This window comes from Paeniglutamicibacter sp. NPDC012692 (genome assembly GCF_042901625.1).
Lineage (GTDB): Bacteria > Actinomycetota > Actinomycetes > Actinomycetales > Micrococcaceae > Paeniglutamicibacter.
Genome location: NZ_JBIBDE010000011.1, coordinates 1 through 18614, shown reverse-complemented (window position 1 = coordinate 18614; position 18614 = coordinate 1). Strand labels below are relative to the sequence as shown.

21 protein-coding genes are annotated in these 18614 nt (G+C 63.9%); 9 read left to right on the top strand and 12 right to left on the bottom strand.

Features of this window, described 5'->3' with window-relative positions; all coding sequences use genetic code 11:
- Nucleotides 1–118: 118 nt before the first annotated feature.
- Nucleotides 119–883, bottom strand: a complete 765-nt coding sequence (map, locus tag ACFY5D_RS21545; RefSeq protein WP_387534553.1) for a type I methionyl aminopeptidase — start codon at nucleotides 881–883, stop codon at nucleotides 119–121.
- Nucleotides 884–950: 67 nt separating this feature from the next.
- Here map and ACFY5D_RS21540 point away from each other — a divergent pair, with 67 nt between their 5' ends.
- Nucleotides 951–1253 carry a helix-turn-helix domain-containing protein gene (locus ACFY5D_RS21540; RefSeq protein ID WP_387534551.1) on the top strand — a complete coding sequence of 101 codons (303 nt, stop codon included), beginning with the start codon at nucleotides 951–953 and terminating at the stop codon, nucleotides 1251–1253.
- 207 nt (nucleotides 1254–1460) lie between these two features.
- Here the strand turns inward: ACFY5D_RS21540 and ACFY5D_RS21535 are convergent, their stop codons facing one another.
- Entirely contained in the window at nucleotides 1461–1670 is a 210-nt protein-coding gene (locus tag ACFY5D_RS21535; protein WP_387534549.1) for a hypothetical protein, read from the bottom strand.
- A 186-nt stretch (nucleotides 1671–1856) separates the two neighbouring features.
- Complete coding sequence (locus ACFY5D_RS21530) at nucleotides 1857–2147, bottom strand: hypothetical protein (RefSeq protein WP_387534547.1); 291 nt, start codon at nucleotides 2145–2147, stop codon at nucleotides 1857–1859.
- A gap of 1017 nt (nucleotides 2148–3164) precedes the next feature.
- On the opposite strand from ACFY5D_RS21530, the gene ACFY5D_RS21525 reads away from it, so the two are divergent.
- The 3 genes from ACFY5D_RS21525 (at nucleotide 3165) to ACFY5D_RS21515 (ending at nucleotide 6542) form a co-directional block, all read left to right on the top strand.
- Entirely contained in the window at nucleotides 3165–4928 is a 1764-nt protein-coding gene (locus tag ACFY5D_RS21525; protein WP_387534545.1) for a hypothetical protein, read from the top strand.
- A 457-nt stretch (nucleotides 4929–5385) separates the two neighbouring features.
- Complete coding sequence (locus ACFY5D_RS21520; protein WP_387534543.1) at nucleotides 5386–5769, top strand: hypothetical protein; 384 nt, start codon at nucleotides 5386–5388, stop codon at nucleotides 5767–5769.
- Nucleotides 5770–5792: 23 nt separating this feature from the next.
- A complete protein-coding gene (locus tag ACFY5D_RS21515; RefSeq protein ID WP_387534542.1) occupies nucleotides 5793–6542 on the top strand; it encodes a hypothetical protein in 750 nt (249 codons plus the stop codon).
- A gap of 820 nt (nucleotides 6543–7362) precedes the next feature.
- On the opposite strand, the gene ACFY5D_RS21510 is transcribed toward ACFY5D_RS21515, so the two are convergent.
- From ACFY5D_RS21510 to ACFY5D_RS21500, 3 genes are all read right to left on the bottom strand, one after another.
- Nucleotides 7363–8100: an alpha/beta hydrolase fold domain-containing protein gene (locus tag ACFY5D_RS21510; protein ID WP_387534540.1), complete on the bottom strand. Its 738-nt coding sequence runs from the start codon at nucleotides 8098–8100 to the stop codon at nucleotides 7363–7365.
- A gap of 292 nt (nucleotides 8101–8392) precedes the next feature.
- The gene (locus ACFY5D_RS21505; RefSeq protein ID WP_387534538.1) at nucleotides 8393–8632 is read right to left on the bottom strand and encodes a hypothetical protein; all 240 of its coding nucleotides are present in this window, start codon (nucleotides 8630–8632) and stop codon (nucleotides 8393–8395) included.
- A 70-nt stretch (nucleotides 8633–8702) separates the two neighbouring features.
- Nucleotides 8703–9017: a MerR family transcriptional regulator gene (locus ACFY5D_RS21500; RefSeq protein WP_387534536.1), complete on the bottom strand. Its 315-nt coding sequence runs from the start codon at nucleotides 9015–9017 to the stop codon at nucleotides 8703–8705.
- Between the two features lie 138 nt (nucleotides 9018–9155).
- Between ACFY5D_RS21500 and ACFY5D_RS21495 the strand changes: the two genes are divergently transcribed.
- Complete coding sequence (locus tag ACFY5D_RS21495; protein ID WP_387534534.1) at nucleotides 9156–9572, top strand: Hsp20/alpha crystallin family protein; 417 nt, start codon at nucleotides 9156–9158, stop codon at nucleotides 9570–9572.
- Between the two features lie 341 nt (nucleotides 9573–9913).
- Here ACFY5D_RS21495 and ACFY5D_RS21490 read toward each other — a convergent pair whose 3' ends face one another.
- The 4 genes from ACFY5D_RS21490 to ACFY5D_RS21475 all read right to left on the bottom strand — a co-directional run bounded on the left by ACFY5D_RS21490 (nucleotide 9914) and on the right by ACFY5D_RS21475 (nucleotide 13217).
- On the bottom strand, nucleotides 9914–11821 hold the full coding sequence (locus ACFY5D_RS21490; protein WP_387534532.1) for an amino acid transporter: 1908 nt from the start codon (nucleotides 11819–11821) through the stop codon (nucleotides 9914–9916).
- A 146-nt stretch (nucleotides 11822–11967) separates the two neighbouring features.
- Nucleotides 11968–12336 (bottom strand): hypothetical protein, encoded by a 369-nt coding sequence (locus ACFY5D_RS21485; protein ID WP_387534530.1) that lies wholly within the window; start codon nucleotides 12334–12336, stop codon nucleotides 11968–11970.
- The gene (locus ACFY5D_RS21480; RefSeq protein ID WP_387534528.1) at nucleotides 12337–12681 is read right to left on the bottom strand and encodes a J domain-containing protein; all 345 of its coding nucleotides are present in this window, start codon (nucleotides 12679–12681) and stop codon (nucleotides 12337–12339) included.
- 113 nt (nucleotides 12682–12794) lie between these two features.
- The gene (locus ACFY5D_RS21475; protein ID WP_387534526.1) at nucleotides 12795–13217 is read right to left on the bottom strand and encodes an Hsp20/alpha crystallin family protein; all 423 of its coding nucleotides are present in this window, start codon (nucleotides 13215–13217) and stop codon (nucleotides 12795–12797) included.
- A 141-nt stretch (nucleotides 13218–13358) separates the two neighbouring features.
- On the opposite strand from ACFY5D_RS21475, the gene ACFY5D_RS21470 reads away from it, so the two are divergent.
- The 3 genes from ACFY5D_RS21470 (at nucleotide 13359) to ACFY5D_RS21460 (ending at nucleotide 15062) form a co-directional block, all read left to right on the top strand.
- Nucleotides 13359–13652 (top strand): MerR family transcriptional regulator, encoded by a 294-nt coding sequence (locus tag ACFY5D_RS21470; RefSeq protein WP_387534524.1) that lies wholly within the window; start codon nucleotides 13359–13361, stop codon nucleotides 13650–13652.
- 736 nt (nucleotides 13653–14388) lie between these two features.
- Entirely contained in the window at nucleotides 14389–14619 is a 231-nt protein-coding gene (locus tag ACFY5D_RS21465; RefSeq protein WP_387534523.1) for a hypothetical protein, read from the top strand.
- Nucleotides 14620–14756: 137 nt separating this feature from the next.
- Nucleotides 14757–15062, top strand: a complete 306-nt coding sequence (locus ACFY5D_RS21460; RefSeq protein WP_387534522.1) for a hypothetical protein — start codon at nucleotides 14757–14759, stop codon at nucleotides 15060–15062.
- A 39-nt stretch (nucleotides 15063–15101) separates the two neighbouring features.
- Here the strand turns inward: ACFY5D_RS21460 and ACFY5D_RS21455 are convergent, their stop codons facing one another.
- Together ACFY5D_RS21455 and ACFY5D_RS21450 are read right to left on the bottom strand one after the other, a co-directional pair.
- Nucleotides 15102–15287: a hypothetical protein gene (locus ACFY5D_RS21455; protein WP_387534521.1), complete on the bottom strand. Its 186-nt coding sequence runs from the start codon at nucleotides 15285–15287 to the stop codon at nucleotides 15102–15104.
- Between the two features lie 505 nt (nucleotides 15288–15792).
- A complete protein-coding gene (locus ACFY5D_RS21450) occupies nucleotides 15793–16002 on the bottom strand; it encodes a hypothetical protein (RefSeq protein WP_387534519.1) in 210 nt (69 codons plus the stop codon).
- Nucleotides 16003–17440: 1438 nt separating this feature from the next.
- Here ACFY5D_RS21450 and ACFY5D_RS21445 point away from each other — a divergent pair.
- Nucleotides 17441–18523, top strand: a complete 1083-nt coding sequence (locus ACFY5D_RS21445; protein WP_387534517.1) for a YbdK family carboxylate-amine ligase — start codon at nucleotides 17441–17443, stop codon at nucleotides 18521–18523.
- The last annotated feature ends 91 nt before the right edge of the window (nucleotides 18524–18614 follow it).

Genomic DNA, 18614 nt, shown 5'->3' with positions numbered 1-18614 from the left:
CACTAGAGAAAATGTCACCGAGGTCAACGCCCAACCGACCGGATGCCACCGGGCACGCCCCGAACCAACACGGAAATGAGAACCACGACAGTACGCATGGCTTTCGGTGCGCGAAGGCTCAGATCGTGAGGATCACGGGGCCGTCCTCGGTGATGGCGATGGTGTGCTCGCTGTGCGCGGTGCGGGCACCGGTGGCGCTTCGCAGGGTCCACCCGTCGGGGTCGGTGATGAGCTCGGCGGTATCCAGCATGACCCATGGTTCGATGGCCAGCAGCAAGCCGGGGCGGAGCTTGTATCCCCGCCCGGGGCGGCCCGTGTTGGAGATGTGCGGGTCTTGGTGCATTGTCGATCCGACGCCGTGCCCTCCGAAATCGGTGTTAATTTGATAGCCGGCGGCAGCAAGCACGGATCCGACCGCGTGGGAGATATCCCCGATGCGGGCCCCGGGGATCGCTGCCGCGATGCCTGCGTCAAGTGCCCGCCGGGTCGTCTCAATCATCCTGGAATCCGACGGGTCGGACGATGTTCCGACGATGAAGCTGACTGCGGCATCGGCCACGATGCCCTGAATGGACGCGGCCAGGTCAAGGGTGAGCAGATCGCCGTCCTGGAGGGCGTAGTCGTAAGGCATTCCATGCAGCACGGCGTCGTTGACCGATGTGCAGATGAAGTGGCCGAAGGGTCCATCGCCGAACGAGGGGTCGTAGTCGACATAGCAGGACCGGGCACCCGCTTCGGCAATCATCTCGCTTGTCCACCGGTCGATCTCCAGGAGGTTTGTGCCGACCTTGGCGCGCTCCTGCAAGCTCTGCAGCACCGTAGCGATAAACCGTCCGCTGGCCTTTGCCCTTTGCAGTTCGGTCGGACTGTAGATTTCGATCACGCGGTGCACCCCTCATGGATTCCAATAACTATACCGGTAATACTATACCGGTACTATAGTTGGATGCATGGTCAGACTCCCACTCACTGCCGCTGAGCTCGAACGCGGACAACACTTGGGCGCACTGCTGCGCCAGGCCAGGACGGATCGCTCCATGTTCGAGGTGGCGGTGGCAGCCAGCATCTCCCCGGAAACGCTTCGGAAGATCGAAACGGGCCGTGTGGCGACTCCCGCGTTCTCCACGATCGCGGCGATTGCGACCGTGCTAGGGCTTTCTCTCGACGATGTCTGGTCCTCAATCAACCCGCCGTCCCAAGCATCCGGGTTAGCGCCGGCCCACGAACGGCGGACCGACCGGCTGGCGTCCTGAGTTCGACGGGGGCATGGCGCACCGCCGGCGGTGAGGTTCCAGCCTGCCACTTGGCTATTTCCGTGTCTCCATGGGTACCCGCTGGCTACTGTGAACCGTCCCACCCGGGGAACGGCAAATAGGTCAGCGCTCGGACGATCGGACATACACGCATGCAGCTGGGAACCCTTTCGCATAGGGCCCGTGCCGTGTGGCGGCCACAAAGGTCTACACCAGGGACATGGCCGTGCGGGGAAGGGCTTGGGTCGCGGTGCCGGTCGGGATGGTTCTGCGCGCGATGAGTTTCTCCAGCTGCTGCGGGGCCACGAGTTCTCCGGGCTTCAGCAGCTTGCCCAGGGGCACACCGTCGATCTTGTCGTAGATCGACACCCGGATCAGGCCGATCCCCTCGGTAGGCAGGGCAACTGCATCCCGCACGGCGTCGTAGAGTGCGCGTTGCTTCCATCTGGGTCCGCCATTGCCGGTGAAATTGCGTCTCGCTGCGGCGGGGCCGAATTGCCTTTCCGCGGCGCCGCCGGTCCAGAACCCTCCAAACACCCTCGTCTTGGACTCGAAATCAGCGCAATACCTCTGGTAATCCGCCGTCCAGGGGAGTTGCGCCGACTAGGGAAGCTTCAGCGTTAGGCCCCGGTAGCGATGGAAATGCGCGTCCTCATCGAATTCGAGATACATGCCTTTGTCATCCGCCAGGTCCCAGTCGCCGGCGGTAAAAACCCCATTGGCTTCCTCCAACCCGCCAAGGTCTCTGAACAGCTGGGAGAAGGCCTGCTGGCGGGCTTCGTCCAACCCGGCCGACGTGGCCCTGCTGAAGCCCCGCTTCGAGGTGTCGCGGAGCGGAATGCCCGCGTTGAGCAGGGATGCCTCAAGCAGCTTCGCCTTGGAGATTCTTCCCATAAGAGCATCCTAGGACGACCGGACACTACCCGCCTGAGATGGTTAAGGAAGTGGAAGCGGGAACCTATCGGTTTTGCTGGATCGCCGGACGGCGTGATCGGGAATCCTGCTGCACTTCGTTGGAGCACGGGCGCACTGAATTGGCTTGGGGTTACATCGCGGGGCCGTGGACTGCACCGGATGTGCCCTGGATGCGAATCCAACGGCAAGCTTCGTGGTCACAAGGCGAGTATTGGCGTCGGGGACATTCAACATGCTTGGTTGTGGAAATCCTGGGGGTGTCATGGTGTGGGCGGGAAGGGAGTATTGGGTTGCTCCAGTGCCGTCGGATTGATGGGAGGTTTTCAAGGCATTCTGCTTGCTGGAAACGCAGCCAACCAGCTTGCGTGAAGTTTCCAGGAAGCAATGCCTGGAAAAGCCGTTGTTTTTCGAGGCACGGTTTTGGAAGGAGTTCTACAAACGTTGAACGGTCCCTGAAATCATGCCGCCGTCGTGTGAAAGACCAGTTTTCCGGGGGGCTTCCGGTTGATCCCCGATAAAGGCACGTATGTCCGATCCTTCCGTTCTTGAATGCAGGGAGTCACCTGCCAGCAATTCCGGCGACTGGGTCCTCGGCAAACTTGGGGCAGATAGATAGACCGGGGTGGCGGATTTTCAGGTCCCGGTCGGCCGGGCATTTGCTGGTCCCGGACGGTGCATGTCGGGGCCCGACATCACTTATCGCCCCGTCCCGCCGTTACCTTCACCCACCTGGTGCGACGACCGCCTGAGTACGCCGAGCCTTTGTCGAGACGTTGAGGGCGAAACACCTCAACGGTTGCCGGTTGCCGACCCCGGCTGCACAAAGCCAAAAACGAACTGGCCCGCATTCCGGGAACGGCGTCCGGCCCGCAGCAATATCTCGACTGCGAGGATAGCCAGCTAATCTAGAGTGGCGTCGGTGCCGGTACCGTCTAATTCCAGGGCCCGCCCCGACACACCTACGCTCAAGCGAGCGCACACAAACGGTAGGACAATGTGGAAACAATCGATCAGTTCATGTGGGGACACCAGCTCCACTTCCAATTCGATCTTAAGTCGGCCGCTGCCGAAGCACTGAGCTCGATTGGCGTGAGCGTTGCTCCCACGGCATTGCTTATCGGATTTGAGGAAGATCCGGGTGGTCCCCCGATCTGCGTGGAACCAGAGGGTTTGGGGATCTCCCCGGGGATCTTTGCCGACAGCGCGTCCAAGGGCGACGCAGTGTATGAAGCGCACGAGAACCGTGGGATGTTCATGAGCAATCGGGGACTTCACGAGCGATTCCATGCTGATCTGCTTGACAAGTGTCGCGCCGACGCGATCGCCGAGACGATGAACTCGCATGCCGATCACGACTCGCGGCGCTGGTTTGTTGGGTGCTCAATGCGGGTGGGGCGCTACCGGGTCTATCCGGTGGTCGGGGTTCGGCGCAGCAAATGGGATGCCCTCCCGGCGCTCACACTTCGGGATCGTGATCACCGGGACGAGATGTATTTGTCCCTCCAAGAGGCGGTTGTTTGGGAGCTTCTTCAAAGCGCCACTTTCGCGCTCTCGATCTCGGACCAGCCGGAGGGACTGCGGTACAATGACCGGGACGAAGTCATCCGCCGAGCATCCACCGCGTTCGTTCGCAGGCTGGTCCAATTCAAAGGCAACTTCATGGGCGTTGACCTCAACTCCGCGATGAACTTGGTTGCGGCGCAACCCTACGAGGGGCGCACCGGCGTCGGCACCATGCTGATGGGCGCCGATAACGACTACGTGCTTGAACTGACCTTCGAGAACCCGATCAGCCTCAACCAAACCCGTGGGCTACGCAAGGCACTGGAGATGACCGATCCCCAGCTTCACCTTGTGACGAATGGCAAAATCGCTCTCGGGCTCGGCAGGCTCGCCGACGGCTACTCTTCCGAGTTTGAGTCGGCATTCTTCCTGCGCGTCATTGGTCGAGGCTCGTGGGAACTGATGCACGATGACGTGGCACTCTTGGTTGTTACCGATGGGCATGCCTCGGTCCCTCAGGACCGCTTGGCTCGGGCCACGTTCGACGACGCAGTGGGGCGACTTTTTGGTGCCGACGGGGATGCCGAACGCCTCTGGGACCTGGCGCTTGCTGCATCTCTTCAGGCGCATGGAACGATGCTGGTAGTTCACACCGATGCAGGGGCAGAGGCGATGCGTCTGTCACCTCCGGCGATGCGTGTGACTCCTGGCCCACTAACCGACTCGACTCTCCTTGCCGTCTCGGCCATCGACGGTGCAATCATTGTCGACCCCGGAGGTCAGTGCCACGCTGTCGGTGCGATTCTTGATGGCCGCGCGGTACGGGAACTGGGCGACGCTAGCCGTGGGGCGCGTTTCAACTCAGCCCACCGCTACCTGGCGGAGGCCAAAGGGGAATGCCTCATCATCATCGTCAGCGAGGACGGGATGCTCAATATCATCCCTGACCTACCTCGCCGGGTGAAGAAATCGTACGTTGAGGGTGTCTTGGCCGCTGTCGAGTCGCTATCCCACGACAAGCCCATAGATTTTGAGGCGTTCCGCAAGCGCGAGGAGCACTTGTGGTCACTTGAATTCTATCTAACCTCTGATCAGTGCGCACGCGGAAACGAATCGCGCGAGCGGGTCGAACAGTTCCGAGAATCGTCGGCCACATTGCACGATGGACTTGGTGGTAGCGCCCGGATTGGTTACGACCTTCTCGAGCCAAACCCCAACCTTAACAAATCGTTTTTCCTTCCGGAAAGCGATTTGTAGGTGGATGCGCCCGTTGCACGTGTCCAATGCGCCTACAACTTTCCCTCGCGGTTTAACGAAAAGGTGCCGTTATGCGGAGCTGTCGGGCCCTAGGCGTGGGCACAATGAAAGTGGTTCGACGAGAATGACCTGTCCCCAAAATCCTGCCGCCCCCTTGTTAGGGACCAGTTTTCCGGGTGCTTCCGGTTGAAAGCCGATAAGGGCACATACGTCGCGCCTTCGCGCCCATGACCCATCCCTGTCGCTTCACCTTGAACCGTGCAGGACTGCACAACGGAGAGGTCTCGGACTGCGGCGGTGTTCCTCCCTCCGGGCGGGATCCAGACACGCACAGAAAAGTCGGTTTTTTGTCGATTTTTAGTTCCTATACGGATATTTTAGTGTCTATGCAGGGTAGTGTGGAAGTATGGCCGCAACAATGCAGGCCATCCGGACACACGGAATAGAGGTCGAACCCATGAGCATTGCCACGATCACCGGCGCGGCACATGCCCGCACGGCCCGGTTAGGGATCCGCGAGGTCGTCCGACGGCTGAATGCCGCCCTGGGAGCCACGCTCGTGGCCGCCCTGGCCGGAAGCAAAGACCGCAAGATCAGCTACGGCTGGGCCCAGCAGGACGGACCGACCCCGAAGCCGGCCGCGGTCAAGCGCCTCCAGTTCGCCTACACCCAGTGGAGCCTCGTGGCCGAGGCCGAAGGCGAGCACGTGGCCCGCATGTGGTTCATCGGCTCCAACCCCTGGCTCGACCACGACTCCCCCCTCGACGCGATCCGCGAGGATCGCTTCAAGGAGGTCGCCGCGGCCGCCACGGCCATGGTCGAGGACGGGTTCTCCGGTTGAACCGCATCTGCCAGAAAACAGGTTTGGCCCTGGTCAAAGGACCGCTCACGGCCTACAGGGTGGCCAAGGAATCCTACGGTCCCCTAAACCCACAGGAGCGCGGGTCCCTGGGCGAGGACCGTTCCGGCTGGTACCGCTTCGACACCCCGGGCCGGACCCTCTATGCCTCAGCTGATCCCGAGAGCGCCATCATCGAGGCACTCTCCTGGGCCCGCATGACCCACGGCCACCGCACGTACCTGGCCAAGACAGCCAGGTTCATGGGACTGCCCGTGGGCCAGATGCGACGGATCGTGGAGGAGGAATGGTCGGCCAACTCCAGTATGGTCCCGGGCCGGATCCCGGCAAACTGGCGCGAGGGACGGTTGCTCTACACCCTTCAGTTCGGGGCCGGCCGGTGGATCGACATCGCCCATGCCGCAACCCTCACCGTGCTGAACGACTCCATCGGACGCGAGCTGCACGATGACGGCGTCCTACCCGAGTCCTTGACCCTGTCCGAGGTCACCGGCGGGGATCGCAGGAGCACGACCCTGCTTGCCGCCTACCTGCGTGAGCAAGTGCTCGAAGACGGGACCTATCCACTGGGCATCCGTTTCCCCTCCAAGCACGGCAGCGCCGGTGCGGGCCAGGGGCATTGCTATGCCTTCTGGATGCGTCGCCGGGACGTCGGCTTGGACGACGACATGGTGAGCGTGTCCCACGCCGGGGGCATAGCGGTGAACCATCCGGCCGACCAAACCGCGTTGACGCTGCACGGCATCCAATCCTGATGACGGAACCAACCTGGAACCAAAACCCACGGCAGAGTTGGCGCCAACGCCGGAGGCCTTCCGTGCCCGTCGATGCCCTACTTCTTGGTGTCCGGTTTTCTGTGTGTTGGTCGCATTGTTCCAGTCCAGCGCGGCTTGCTCCTGCAGGACGGCCAGGGCCCCATGTGCCTCGACCAGCGCCTCGCGGGATTCCCGGGTCCGGGACTGCTCGGCTTCCGGGGATTCGGCGGCGGCGCGGCGCTCCTCCTGGCTGAGGCTTGTCTGCTCGGTGAGTTGTTCCCGCAATCTGGCCACTTCTCCCTCCGCGTGCGGTTTCGGCCTCGGCGCGGGCGGCCTCGGTGTCCACCAGCGTCCCGGCCTCCTACGCCTCGGCGGTGAAGGCCGGCAACCAGTTCCCTCGCTGCGGCCCGGTCCCCTTGGTGGCGGGCGTCGGCGGTGCGCTGGGCCGGTGACTGGTGCTGATTCATGTGAAAACCATCAATCCCGCTCTGGTCCCTGATTCCCGGTAGTGGATTTCCAAGTGCGAGTCATCCGATTGCAGGCGCGGTGAAGACAGGAGCGTGAACTGCACCGCTTCGCCCGGCTCAATCCCGGCAAAGCCCTTACTCCACCGTGACTCGCCGCCCACGGCTCCCCCCCTACCCCCGAAGCTAGATGTACACACCGCCCCGGGGGTAGGGGCTGAGCTTGCGCAGCTAGAAAGGTCACCTCGAATCTGTCGGATGACCCATGAATCGTTCCCGTCCCGGTACTCCATGCCAACAATCTGGCCAGCGGTGCAAGACCCCCGCAACCCTGCCACCGCCGCTGGTGGCAGAGGCTATGGACCCCCGCCCAGGAGACGGACCATGGTCCGTCGGGCCGCACGCCCCTCCGGGATGGGCAGCAACGGGTACACGTGGACCATGCCCGGGGCCTGGTGGAATTCGGTGTGCACCCCGGCTGCCCTGGCCTTGGAAACCAGGAGTTCGCAATCCGGGTCGGTGATGTCGCGGGTACCGACAAAAACGGTGAGCGGACCGAGGCCAGCCATCTGCCCGAACAGTGGGCTCACGATCGGGTCATCCAGCCGGAGCCCATCGCGCCATAAGTCCGCAGCGGCACGCAGGCCCGGCCGGACCAGCCACTTTTCGTTGGATTCGAGCGCGTCGATGGCCGGATTGAGAAGGCTCAGGTCAAGGGCCGGGGAAATGAGCACCGTCTGGGCGAGGGCTACCCCAAGGTCGCGCAGCAACAGCGCGGCGGATAACGCGATCTGGCCGCCGGCAGAATCCCCGAGAACCGAAACCTTGCCAGCACCATGGGCGCTGGCAAGGCGCCGAAGCAAATCGGCAACCTGTGGAACCACGCTCACCGCCGTGCCTTGCGGGACCAGAGGATAGATGGGAACCAGAATCCTGGACCCGGTCTCGGCCGCGAGCTTGAGGACCAATTGCCAATGTAGCGGGGATATTTGGTTGATCCATGCACCCCCGTGGAGATAGACGATGCGGCGTTCCGTGGACCCCGAGATTCTTCCCACCTCGTAGAGGGGCCACCCGCCATCCTGTTCCACCATGATCTCCACGCCGCGGGGCAGCAGGCGAGGTGGCCCATAAGCTCGGGGGCGCAATCGACGCGCTGCCACGAGATCCGCGGTGGCCTCCGCACTGGCAAACCGGTTCCGGTATCCGAACGCCGTGAAAAGCGGCGGCATCATCCGGCTGGCAAGACTTCGCAAGGGACACTCCTGGAAAGAGACGACGGCGATGTCCATGACGCCGGACAGCTAGCCTGCTGGTGGCACCGGGAAAACGCCTGCGGATTCCTGCTTCACGCTCTATTGCCTTCGATCTTTACTGCTTATGTTCCTACTGGAGTGCCGGATCTGCTTCGTCCCCAGGGCCAGGATTTTCGCCGGGGTCCAGTTCCTGCTCCATATCGCCCGCCCGGCGGTCCTCCAGCAGCACGAACCGCTCACTGTCCTGCCCTGTTTCGGGTTCGGGTTCGGGTTCGGGAACATCCGTCACCCTGGCATCGTCCGGACTGATCGCCTCTTCGGCAAGGGCTTGGGCATCCACGGGGTCCAGTGGTTCGAAAACTTCACCCATGCTCGTCTGCCTTCGTGGTCGGATTCCAACGCTTGGTGGAATACCAACATAGAACCCGGATGGCACCGCTTCAATGGCCCTTGAGGCATCCCCCATGATGGCGGGAGAGTTCCCGCCGCAAGGATTCGTTTTCCGACTCCAAATCCAGGACCAGCCCGATGCCCGCAACATTCAGCCCCGAAGCAAGAAGTTCGGAGATCCGCCGCGGCCTCGCCACATCGTCATCGCTATACAACCGGGTACTGCCCTCGGTGTGCCCCGGTTCCAACAGCCCCTTGAGCTCATACGTTCGGAGGCTTTGTTGATTCATCCCCACCATGTCCGCGGCCACCGAAATCGTATAAACACCCCGGGGCTTATTCCCGGCATCCATCACATTCCCCACCCAAATATCTTGCGAAATTCTGCTTGCACCATCTATTGGTCAATGATATAAAAATTCTATCTTCGGCGATACAGATATCGAGGAGTAGGCAGCAACCAGAGATGGCTCAAAAAGACACTGAGAAGGAGTGCCATGGCCATGTTGATGCGTACAGACCCGTTCCGCGACCTCGACCAGCCCGCCGAGCAGGTTTTGGGGACCCCGGCCCGTCCGGCGGCCATGGATGCGTGGCGCGACGGGGACACGTTCGAGGTGGAATTCGATTTGCCCAGCGTCGACCCGGAGTCGATCGACCTGGATGTCGAACGCAACGTGGTGACCACCAGGGCCGAACGTCCGGCCCCGGACAAGGACTTGGAAATGCTGGCCTCCGAGCGGCCCCGCGGCGTGTTCGGCCGCCAGCTGGTCCTGGGCGAGAACTTCGACACCGAGCACATCGAGGACGGCTACTACGCCGGGGTGCTTCGCCTGCACATCCCGGTGGTCGAGAAGGCCAAGCCGCGCAAGATCGAGATCACGTCCACAAACTCCGATCGCCAGGCGGTTGACGCCTAAGCGACCGGGAGCGGAACATGCCTTTGGCATATCCCGCATCGCCGGAAGCGTCAGGCGGCCGCCAATCTGTTGGGAAACGGGCGTGAGCCGTTACGGCCCGCCATTGCGCCCAAGGCGCGATCAAGGGCGGCCCCCACGGATACGTTTTCGGCCCCGCTGGTCCCGGGCCGTGGCGCCCGGGACCAGCTGCTGTCACCAGTGGCCACTAAGAGTAGGGCCCGGCGCTGCCGGAGCCCGGAGCCCGGAGCCCGGAGCCCCTGAAGGCTAGGCGGAGACGGAAGTGCGACGGACGGGTCGCGGTTTTCCTGATTTCTAAAGAATGCGCGGGCCCCGCCACCGTTTTATCCCACGTGCACCCAGGGCCGGCGCGAGATCCTCGGCTCGGCCTCGCGCAGCACCTCGCGGGTCAGCAAGGCGATCTCCCCTTGGCCCAGGAAGACGAAGCGCAACAGGTTGAGTATCGGGTCCTCTTCGGTCCAACGGAAGTAGATGTGCGGCAAGATTCCTGTTTCGTCGCGGATTTTCAGGCTGATCGCGGCAATCGCGGTGGGAACGGCAGGTGCCTCGGCCTGCAGGATCTTGTAGCCGTGCCGGATGATCCCGTGAACGTTGATGTCCTGGGCGAAGTCCGAATAGTCGGAGACCTTGATCTCGATGAAGACCACCGGTGCGTCCGCGGGCAGGTGGCTGGCCATTTTTGCGTGTTCGAGCTTGTGGCGGTAGCGGGCTGCCGAGAACCGGACGGGCTCATGGGCAATGATCCGCATCATTGACCCCCGGCTGGCGGAGGCAATGATCTCCAGGGCCGCCAAATCGAGGACCACCGAAGTGGCGCGCAACTCCGTGGAACGCCGGAAGCGCGACACCAGCGAGACCACGACAATCCCGGCAATGAAGAACCCGGCGATCCGTATGCCTTCGGGCCGTTCCACGACATTGGCGCCCGTGGTGTAGAGGAAGACGCCCGAAACGCTCCAGAACCCCGCGGCCCGCCACCGGCGGCCCCGGCGCCGGGCAGAAATGGCGACCGACACCGAGGCTGAGGCCATGAGCACCAACATGCCGGTGGCGTACGCGGCTCCCTGGGCGTCCACGCTGGCCTCGAAGAGGACGGTGATGACTACCGCAATGCCCATGAGCACCAGCACCAATGGCCGCAGGGCCCTGGCCCATTCCGGGGCCATGCCGTAACGCGGCAGGTAGCGCGGGATGAGGTTGAGCATGCCAGTCAGGGCCGAAGCCCCGGCGAACCACAGGATCAGGATCGTGGACAGGTCATAGGCGCTGCCGAACCCGTCACCGAGCATTCCGTGGGCCAGAAACGAAAGGGCGCGCCCGTTGGCGGCCCCTCCGGGCTGGAACTCCGGGGAAGGAATCAACAGGGTCGTGACCACCGAAGAGAAGACCAAGAACAGGCTCATCGTCAGAGCGGAGGTGACCAGGAGCTTCCTGGTCCCGGTGATCCGTGCGCGCACACTGGCCTCCGACTCCCCCGCGGCGTTTCGGATCTGGGGCATGACGGCCACCCCGGTCTCAAACCCCGACAGCCCCAAGGCCAGCTTGGGGAAGACGACCAGGGCAACGGCAAACATCATCCATGGGTGTGAATGTGTGGCAGTGAGGTTCAACCACCAGTGGTCCACCGGTGCGGGGTTGCTGATCAACGAGGCCACTGCAACGGCAATCACCACGAGGTTCAGTGACAAATACACGACGACGATCCCCACGGCCAAGCCAATGACCTCATGGAAACCACGCAGGAACAGTGCCCCGAGCAACAGGATCAATAGGAGCGTGATGGGGATCCGCTGGCCGTGGAACCACTCCGGGACGAACGGGTTTTCGAGGATGTGCGCCGAGGCGTCGGCGGCCGAAAGGGTAATGGTGATCATGAAGTCGGTGGCCGCGAAACCAAGAAGGACCAGCACAAAGGCCTTGCCCCTCCAATGGGGAAGCAGGTGCTCGAGAATGGCGATGGATCCTTGCCCGTGCGGGGATTCGGCCGCGACCCGGCGATACACCGGCACGGCCGCTCCCAGGGTGAGCGCCACGAGCATGAGCGTGGCCAGCGGGGCCAGTGCCCCGGCAGCCAGCACGGCAATGGCAGGCTGGTATCCGAGGGTCGAAAAGTAGTCCAGGCCCGAGAGGCACATGACCTGCCACCAGCTGTGTCCGGACGGGTGGGCGCCTGCCGGATCCGGATGTTCGCGGCCTGCCTCGGCATCTTGGAGCCATGTGAAAAATCGCATCGGATGGCCCCTGGATGGTGCGGGCCCATGGGGTTTGTGGAAACCCGCTGTCGTTTTCAGCACGGAACACTGCTCCTGGTCCTGGCGGCCTGGACATGATCGGCTACGAGATCCTCGACGGCCCCGTCTTTCGCGCCCCGGCGGGTCTAGGTCCGGGCGTCGTAGATGAAGGCCCGTGCGTGGTCCACGGCCTTCCGGAACGCGTCGTTGCGCAGCCTGACGTCATCTTCCTGCCGCGATTCCACGTAGTCGGTGATCCCCGGGCGCAACAGCCAGATCCCGCCGGCCGGCGGCAGATAGATCACGGCGAAGGACCGTTCCCGGTCATCCTCCGTCCAGACCGGGACCACGGCCAGCGCGGCGCCGGTGTCCGCGTTGACCCATTGGGCCCGCGGCACGGGTAGCTCGTGGAGCTCAGGGTCCAGGAACGGGGCCGTCCCAGTCCCCCACCGCGCCTCGAACCGCTCCAGGAACTCGGGCAGCAGCGGGGCGTCGTAGCGGTGCCAGGCATTCATTCAGATGCGCCTCCTTCCAGGCGGTTCCCACCACAGCGGGCCAACCACCATCCAGGGAGGCTGCGATCCGGCGAACCGGGCACGCGGCCGGGTCTGGGTCAGGTCTGCCGGTGGGTGGTGTTGGTGGTCAAACAATTCCCGTCGGACCGGATCCCCCAGCACGGCATAGGCGTCCATGACCTCCTGGAGCCTGGCCCGCTCGGTTGCCTGCTCCCCGGAGGTTCCGGCGATCGGCCGCGTGTCGGGGTGGTGCAGGCGCACCAAGGAACGAAAAGCACGCGAGATCTCGGCGGAGGTCGCCTCCGGTCCGATGCGCAAGACCACGTAGGGATCGGGAGATTCCACGTTTGTAGCCTTCCTTCTGTCCGGTACCATGGCACGCCTGCGCGGCGCGAGAACACGGGGCGGTCCCGGGTCACGCGGGACCCGGGACAGCCCGGGAAACCGACATGCCTCGATCAGGCGCTGATGGAATGCTGGTCCTCGGCGTTGCTGGTGATGGCGATCTTGCGCGCCTTGGCCTGCTCGGCCACCGGGATCCGCAACCTCAACACGCCCGTGTCGTAGTTCGCCTCAATCCTCTCGGTGTCCAGATTCTCCCCCAGCACCAGCTGGCGGCTGAAGACCCCGCGCGGGCGTTCGGCGGCCAGGATTTCCACTTTGCTATCCAGCGCCGGCCGCTCGGCCTTGACCGTGACGACGTTGTTCTCGACATCCAGGTCGATCGAGTCCGGGCTGACCCCCGGCAGGTCGAATTCGACCTGGAAGGTGTCCCCGTCGCGCCAGGCGTCCATGCTCATGGCCGTCGGCCGGGCCGCGGTTCCCCACACCTGTTGGGCGAGCCTGTCGAGTTCGCGGAACGGGTCTGAACGCATCAACATTGTTCCCTCTCCTTCACAGTTTTTGTGTGTTTGTGTGTGTTGCCGGCCCGCCGTTTTCTATCGCGGCGGGTATAGATTTTTTATAGCACTGCTGCAACACTGGGGCAAGAAGGTGATTCAAGAAATATGGAGGGATGTTCGATGGCCGTGCAGGATCCCCTGGCCCGTGGCGTCTATGCCATCTCCGTGGCCGCCGATCTGGTCGGCATCGGCCAGCAAAACCTGCGCCTCTACGAACGCAGGGGCCTCCTGGAACCCGTGCGCACCAGCGGAGGCACCCGGCAATACAGCGAAAACGACGTGGCCGTCCTGCGCCGGATCACCGAACTGCTGGGCGAGGGCCTGAACCTCAAGGGCATCGCCCTGGTGCTAAGGCTGGAAGCTGAAAACCGGGCCCTGAAACTCGAGATCGGACGCCACACCGCCGAGTCCTGAACCTTCATCAGCCTCAATGACGTGGCTCGGCAGCAGCGGCATCTCGGGTAGGCGAGCCAGCGTATTTGTGGAAGAACGCCGGTGGCAGGTCCTACGGCCTGACCCCCAGCCGAACCGGCAAAACCTGTATCCCCGCACCCTCCCCCTGTATCCCCTGTATCCATGTTTCGCTCGAGGAAAGCCCTGCGGCTCTCCCGACAGAGAGGACTTGGGACACGGGAAAGCCCGGCCCGTGGCCGCGGCACGTTCATTCCGGCCGCGGCCACGGGTCCGCCACATCGAACAGCCGGGAACACCGACGAGGGCCTCGGCCTGCGGGGACCGGGACCTTCGCACGCACCGCACCCATTGGGGGTGCGACAAACGGCCCGAAATGCGCGGGCATGGGAACCCGGAAACCGGGCCGTTCGGCCCTACCCGTGGGCCCCGGTTGCGGCCGTGGAACGATGTGTTCCCCGCCCAACCCTCGGAAAACCTGGCTGCCGCGCCGTCCCTGCCCAGTCTCGTTGGACCTCCCCGGGGCATCGTGCCGACGCCCGGCACACTCCACGACCGGCTGAGATTCGTCGGGGCATCACGGCCCCATCGCCACCGACCCTTCTGTCGCACCTTGGCCGGGTCTTCGAAAAGCCGTGGACGAACGGGCCGCTTCCCGGGCGCGTACCGGGATTTTCCCTGCCGCCGGTGGGATAATTCATGCACTGCGGACATCGCAGACCGGACAGCATGGAAAGCCGTGGCGAAGATGGAAATCAAGTTCACCAAGGACACCTTGAAGAAGCTGGAAGCCGAGCTCGGGAAGAAGTTCGAGGACCTCGTGGCCAAGCACCCGTTCAAGAAGGGCGACTCCCTGCAGCACATCGAGGAGACGTTGGTGTCGCTGCTCAAGAAGGTCGGCGGGGCTCTCGGTCCTGCCGCCGTGAAGGAGAAGGCCAAGGAAATCTTCGACAAACTGAACAAACACTGATTCTTCGGCCGCTGGGCGTCGACGCGGCCGCGCCGACGGCGCCTGGGTGAGTTGTGCGCTGCCGAGACCCAAAATACACGCGGCAGGTCCGCCCGTTGCTCGTTGCCACCAAACTCCCAAGTGGTTGAATGAGATTCATGGAGAACCATCCCGGAGACGACTCATGGGTCATCACGAGGGTCAGAGGCGACCTCTTTGAGCTGCGAAACACCAGCCCCCACGCCCGGGTCGATGTCCGCGTTCAGCTTCGTGGAGGTGGGGCGGTCGGCGGCGAGTCGCATTGGCGGAAGGGCTACTCCTTGATCGGCCCGGCGGAGGCGGTGCAGTTCATCTTCCTGCATTCATCCCGGCTGCAAACCGACCCCTCCTACCTCGAGGTCCGGTACCGGGAGATCAGGGACGAGGGCGGTGTCGAGGGCATCGCGAGGGTGGACTTCCCGTAGGCACGCCTGCATCCCCTGAACACTCCTGCACCCGGCACCTCACCGGCCGTTCAGCTTCCGCCGCAGGCTAAGCGCCGCAGAGACAAAGATCCCCACATAGATCCACCAGATGACCGCGAAGGCGACGGAATGCCCCGGACCCACCAGATAGGTGAGGGGGATCAGGACGACCCCGACGATCGACATGCCGATCCACAGCCGAAGGTAGAGTATCTGCTTCATCATGCCGAGGTCTTGCTGCCGTCGAGGCCAGCGGTTGGGAAGTTCGAAAGGCTTGCGCCGTGCCTCCCGGATCGCGCCGCGGGTCTGCTCCCAGCAAAAGTATCCCTCCCCGGAGCCGGGAGCATTCCCGTCCGGGGTTCGGTCAGCTTTTGGCCCGGGTGCCAGGTCAACCTCTCACCGCCTTTCACTGACAATTCCGTGATACGGCATCGGAACCATACAGGCAAGGACCCCCGCAGCGAATCTTCAATACCCGGCCCGGAACACCGGACCGGCTCAGGACAGCGACGAGCGTCCCCCTGACTTTCAAGGCCCGGGCTCCGGCGCCCGCGGGTTTTCGGCCCTGCCGGTTCACCGGGCCCCGGAAAAACTTGGTATGGTTGCGGCTGCGCAGGTGTCCCCCAAGTTCCTGCGCAGCCGTTCCCCGGCGGACTCTTCCCCCAAGAAGACTCCGGGAACGCGAAGGCCCCCGCCCCCGTTTTTCGGAGGTGGGGGCCTTCGCCGTCTGTCAGGCCGCGGCCAGCACGTGCGGAGTGTCTCCCGGTTCAGTGAAATCGGGCAGGGACGGACCGCTGGCCTCGGCGACCTGGGCCTTGGTCGCCCCGTGTTCCAGGGCGGTCGCCACGATGGCCTCCAGCGCTTCCATCCGTTCGCGGAGCAGCACCCGTGCCGAGGCCACATCCTCGGCTGCCGCTCGGACCAGATCCAGTTGGCTCACTGTTCTTTCCTTTCAGGGGCCTAGAAGATTGCACCAAAAATTCTAGTAAGCAGCTCCCCCACGATCAAGACCACCATGTGGCCGCCGCGAGCGGAACCCCGGTCCGGCCGGTCTCCCGCCACCGAGGGCTGCCCCACCCGGGCACGGAAGCCCGCCCAAGTGCCCACATGCCTGGACACTGGCAGGTGCGGCAAGGGATTTCTTGCCCACGCGCAATCTGCATTGTTCGATGCATTCCCCGGTGGTGTGATGGACAGATACCCGGTGCCGATTCACGGGTACTTCGGAGGAACCGGCACAGGGGTTTTCTTGAAAGGTCACCACCATGCCGCGCCATGAAGAGCTCAGGAACCTCAGCGGCGAGGGCAAAGACCGCCCCGGCCGATACCACTCCCGGGAAGGGACGGGAACGCCGGGCCCTGCCGCAGGTCCGGACCCCCGGCAGGCCAACGAGGAACCCGGGCGGCCTGCGGCAACACGTACCTCGGGTTCCGGGGATCATACGGTCCGCGTGGTTCGAACGGGCCGCGTGATCCGTGTTGCCGGGGTGGTCCACGACGAATTTGCACCCGGACGCCCCCGCCTGCAAAAGCATGTGCCCCGCGATCCCGAAGCGTCACCGGACGCCGAAGCCACGGGCTGATCCGGCGAGGATCACGTCCTGCGCAGCCGGATATGCCAGCGGCAGACTCCACTATTCCCCGGGCCGGCAGGCGCACCCGACTGGCCGCTGGCGGCTGCCGGAACACGGAGCATGCCATACGGAATCGCCCCCGGGCCCCTTGGCCCTCACCGCGCCGACACGTGTTTTGGTGGTCCAAGAAAGCCCATATTGCGGGCCTTGAACACCTGCGGCGCCATGCGGCATCATGGATATGCGCACCTGCGGTGCGACCCGAAAACGTCGTTCATAGCGAAGGAATTATCCGGGACCAAGCCCATGAAAGCCCCACATCTCAGCCGCCACGACCCGTATTCCGGCCTGCGGCCCTCGCCCCCAGTTGACCGCTCACACGTCCTTGTCCAGCAGCCGGGAACGTATCCCGTCTGCGACCTCTGCCAGACGGACGATTACCTGGTTTACGAACACGTCCGCGTGATCACGGGCCCCGATCCGACGGCACCGCCGGTGTGGGAGGTCGATTGTTGGTGCGGGCAGTGCGAAACGTTCTACGGATACCGGCCAACCCATCCGCCCAAGGATCCCTACGTTGTGCGATCGGCCCTCAAGGTCAGGGGGCGTTCCCCTGCTGCCGGGTCGTTCGGGCACTACTAGAGCCCCCCACCTCCAACGGATACCGTGAACCCATTCGTTGCGGCCGACCCCCACAGAAAAAGGGCCCCCGGTGAGGAAACCCGTCGTCCATGTTAAACGGCCCATCAGGGGTGGGCCACTCCCGAAAAATCCACACTCGCCACGCGAAAGCAGGTGCGCGCCATGCGTACTTTTGGGGTGGAGGAAGAATTTTTCATCGTGGACCCGTACACCGGCCTGCCGGTCGCACCGCCGGCCGCGGCGCGGGCCCACCTGCTGGCACTCTCCGTGGATGGGACCCGCACCGTCGGGGAATTCCTCGCCTGCCAGGTGGAAAGCAACGGCCCCGTCTGCACCCACGGGGGCGAGGCACTGGCCTCGGCGCGAACCTACCGGGCCACCCTGGCCCGGGCGACCCTGGACATGGGTTTGCAGGCGGTCCCGCTGGGTACTCCCCCGCGCTTCCCCGAGCCGCCGGCCGTGGTGAGCCCCGGCGACAGGTACCGGGCCATCACGTCCCTGTGCGAGGGAATCGCCACCGAGCACTACCTCTGCGGCCTGCACGTGCACGTGGGCATCGAAGACACTTGTTCCGGCGTCATTGCGCTGAATGAAATCCGCCGCTGGCTGCCGGTCCTGACCGCGTGCGGATCCAATTCGCCCTACTGGCGGGGGAGCGACACCGGTTTCGCGTCCTGGCGCAACATCCACTACCGGCGCTGGGCGGTCCAGGGCATCCCGCCCCACTTCACCGATGAGCTGGACTACGAGCGGCGGGTGCGGTTCATGTTAGATTCCGACGTGGTGCTGGATGCGGGACACATCAGCTGGGGCGCACGTCTCTCCGCCCACCACCCCACCCTCGAGGTGCGGGTGGCCGACGCCCAGCTGAACGCCGCCAATTCGGTCCTTCTTGCCCTGATTGTCAGGTCGCTGGTGGACACGAGCCTCAACGGCGTTCCCCGCACCGCACCGCTCCTGGCCGAGGCCCTGGACCTGGCCCAATGGCAGGCGGCCAAGTTCGGACTGCACGGCAACCACCTCGACCCCCTCGACGGGACCAAGACCTCGGCTACCCGGATGCTGCGCAGCCTGCTGGACTACATCCAGCACGCGCTGAAGCAGAACGGGGATTTTGAGTATGTTTCCGCGGGCCTTGAGCGATTGATGGAGCACGGAACCGGCGCCGACATCCAGCGGGCCCGCTTCCACCGGGGAGGGTTCAACGCCGTGCTGGACGAAGCTGCGGCGGCCATCGCGGCCTAGGGCGTGTCTCCTAATCGACTCTCGGTGATTGCCGTGCTCCAGATCAGGACGGCGTGCAAAACGATGGCAGACCTGTAGGTCAGCGCGAGCA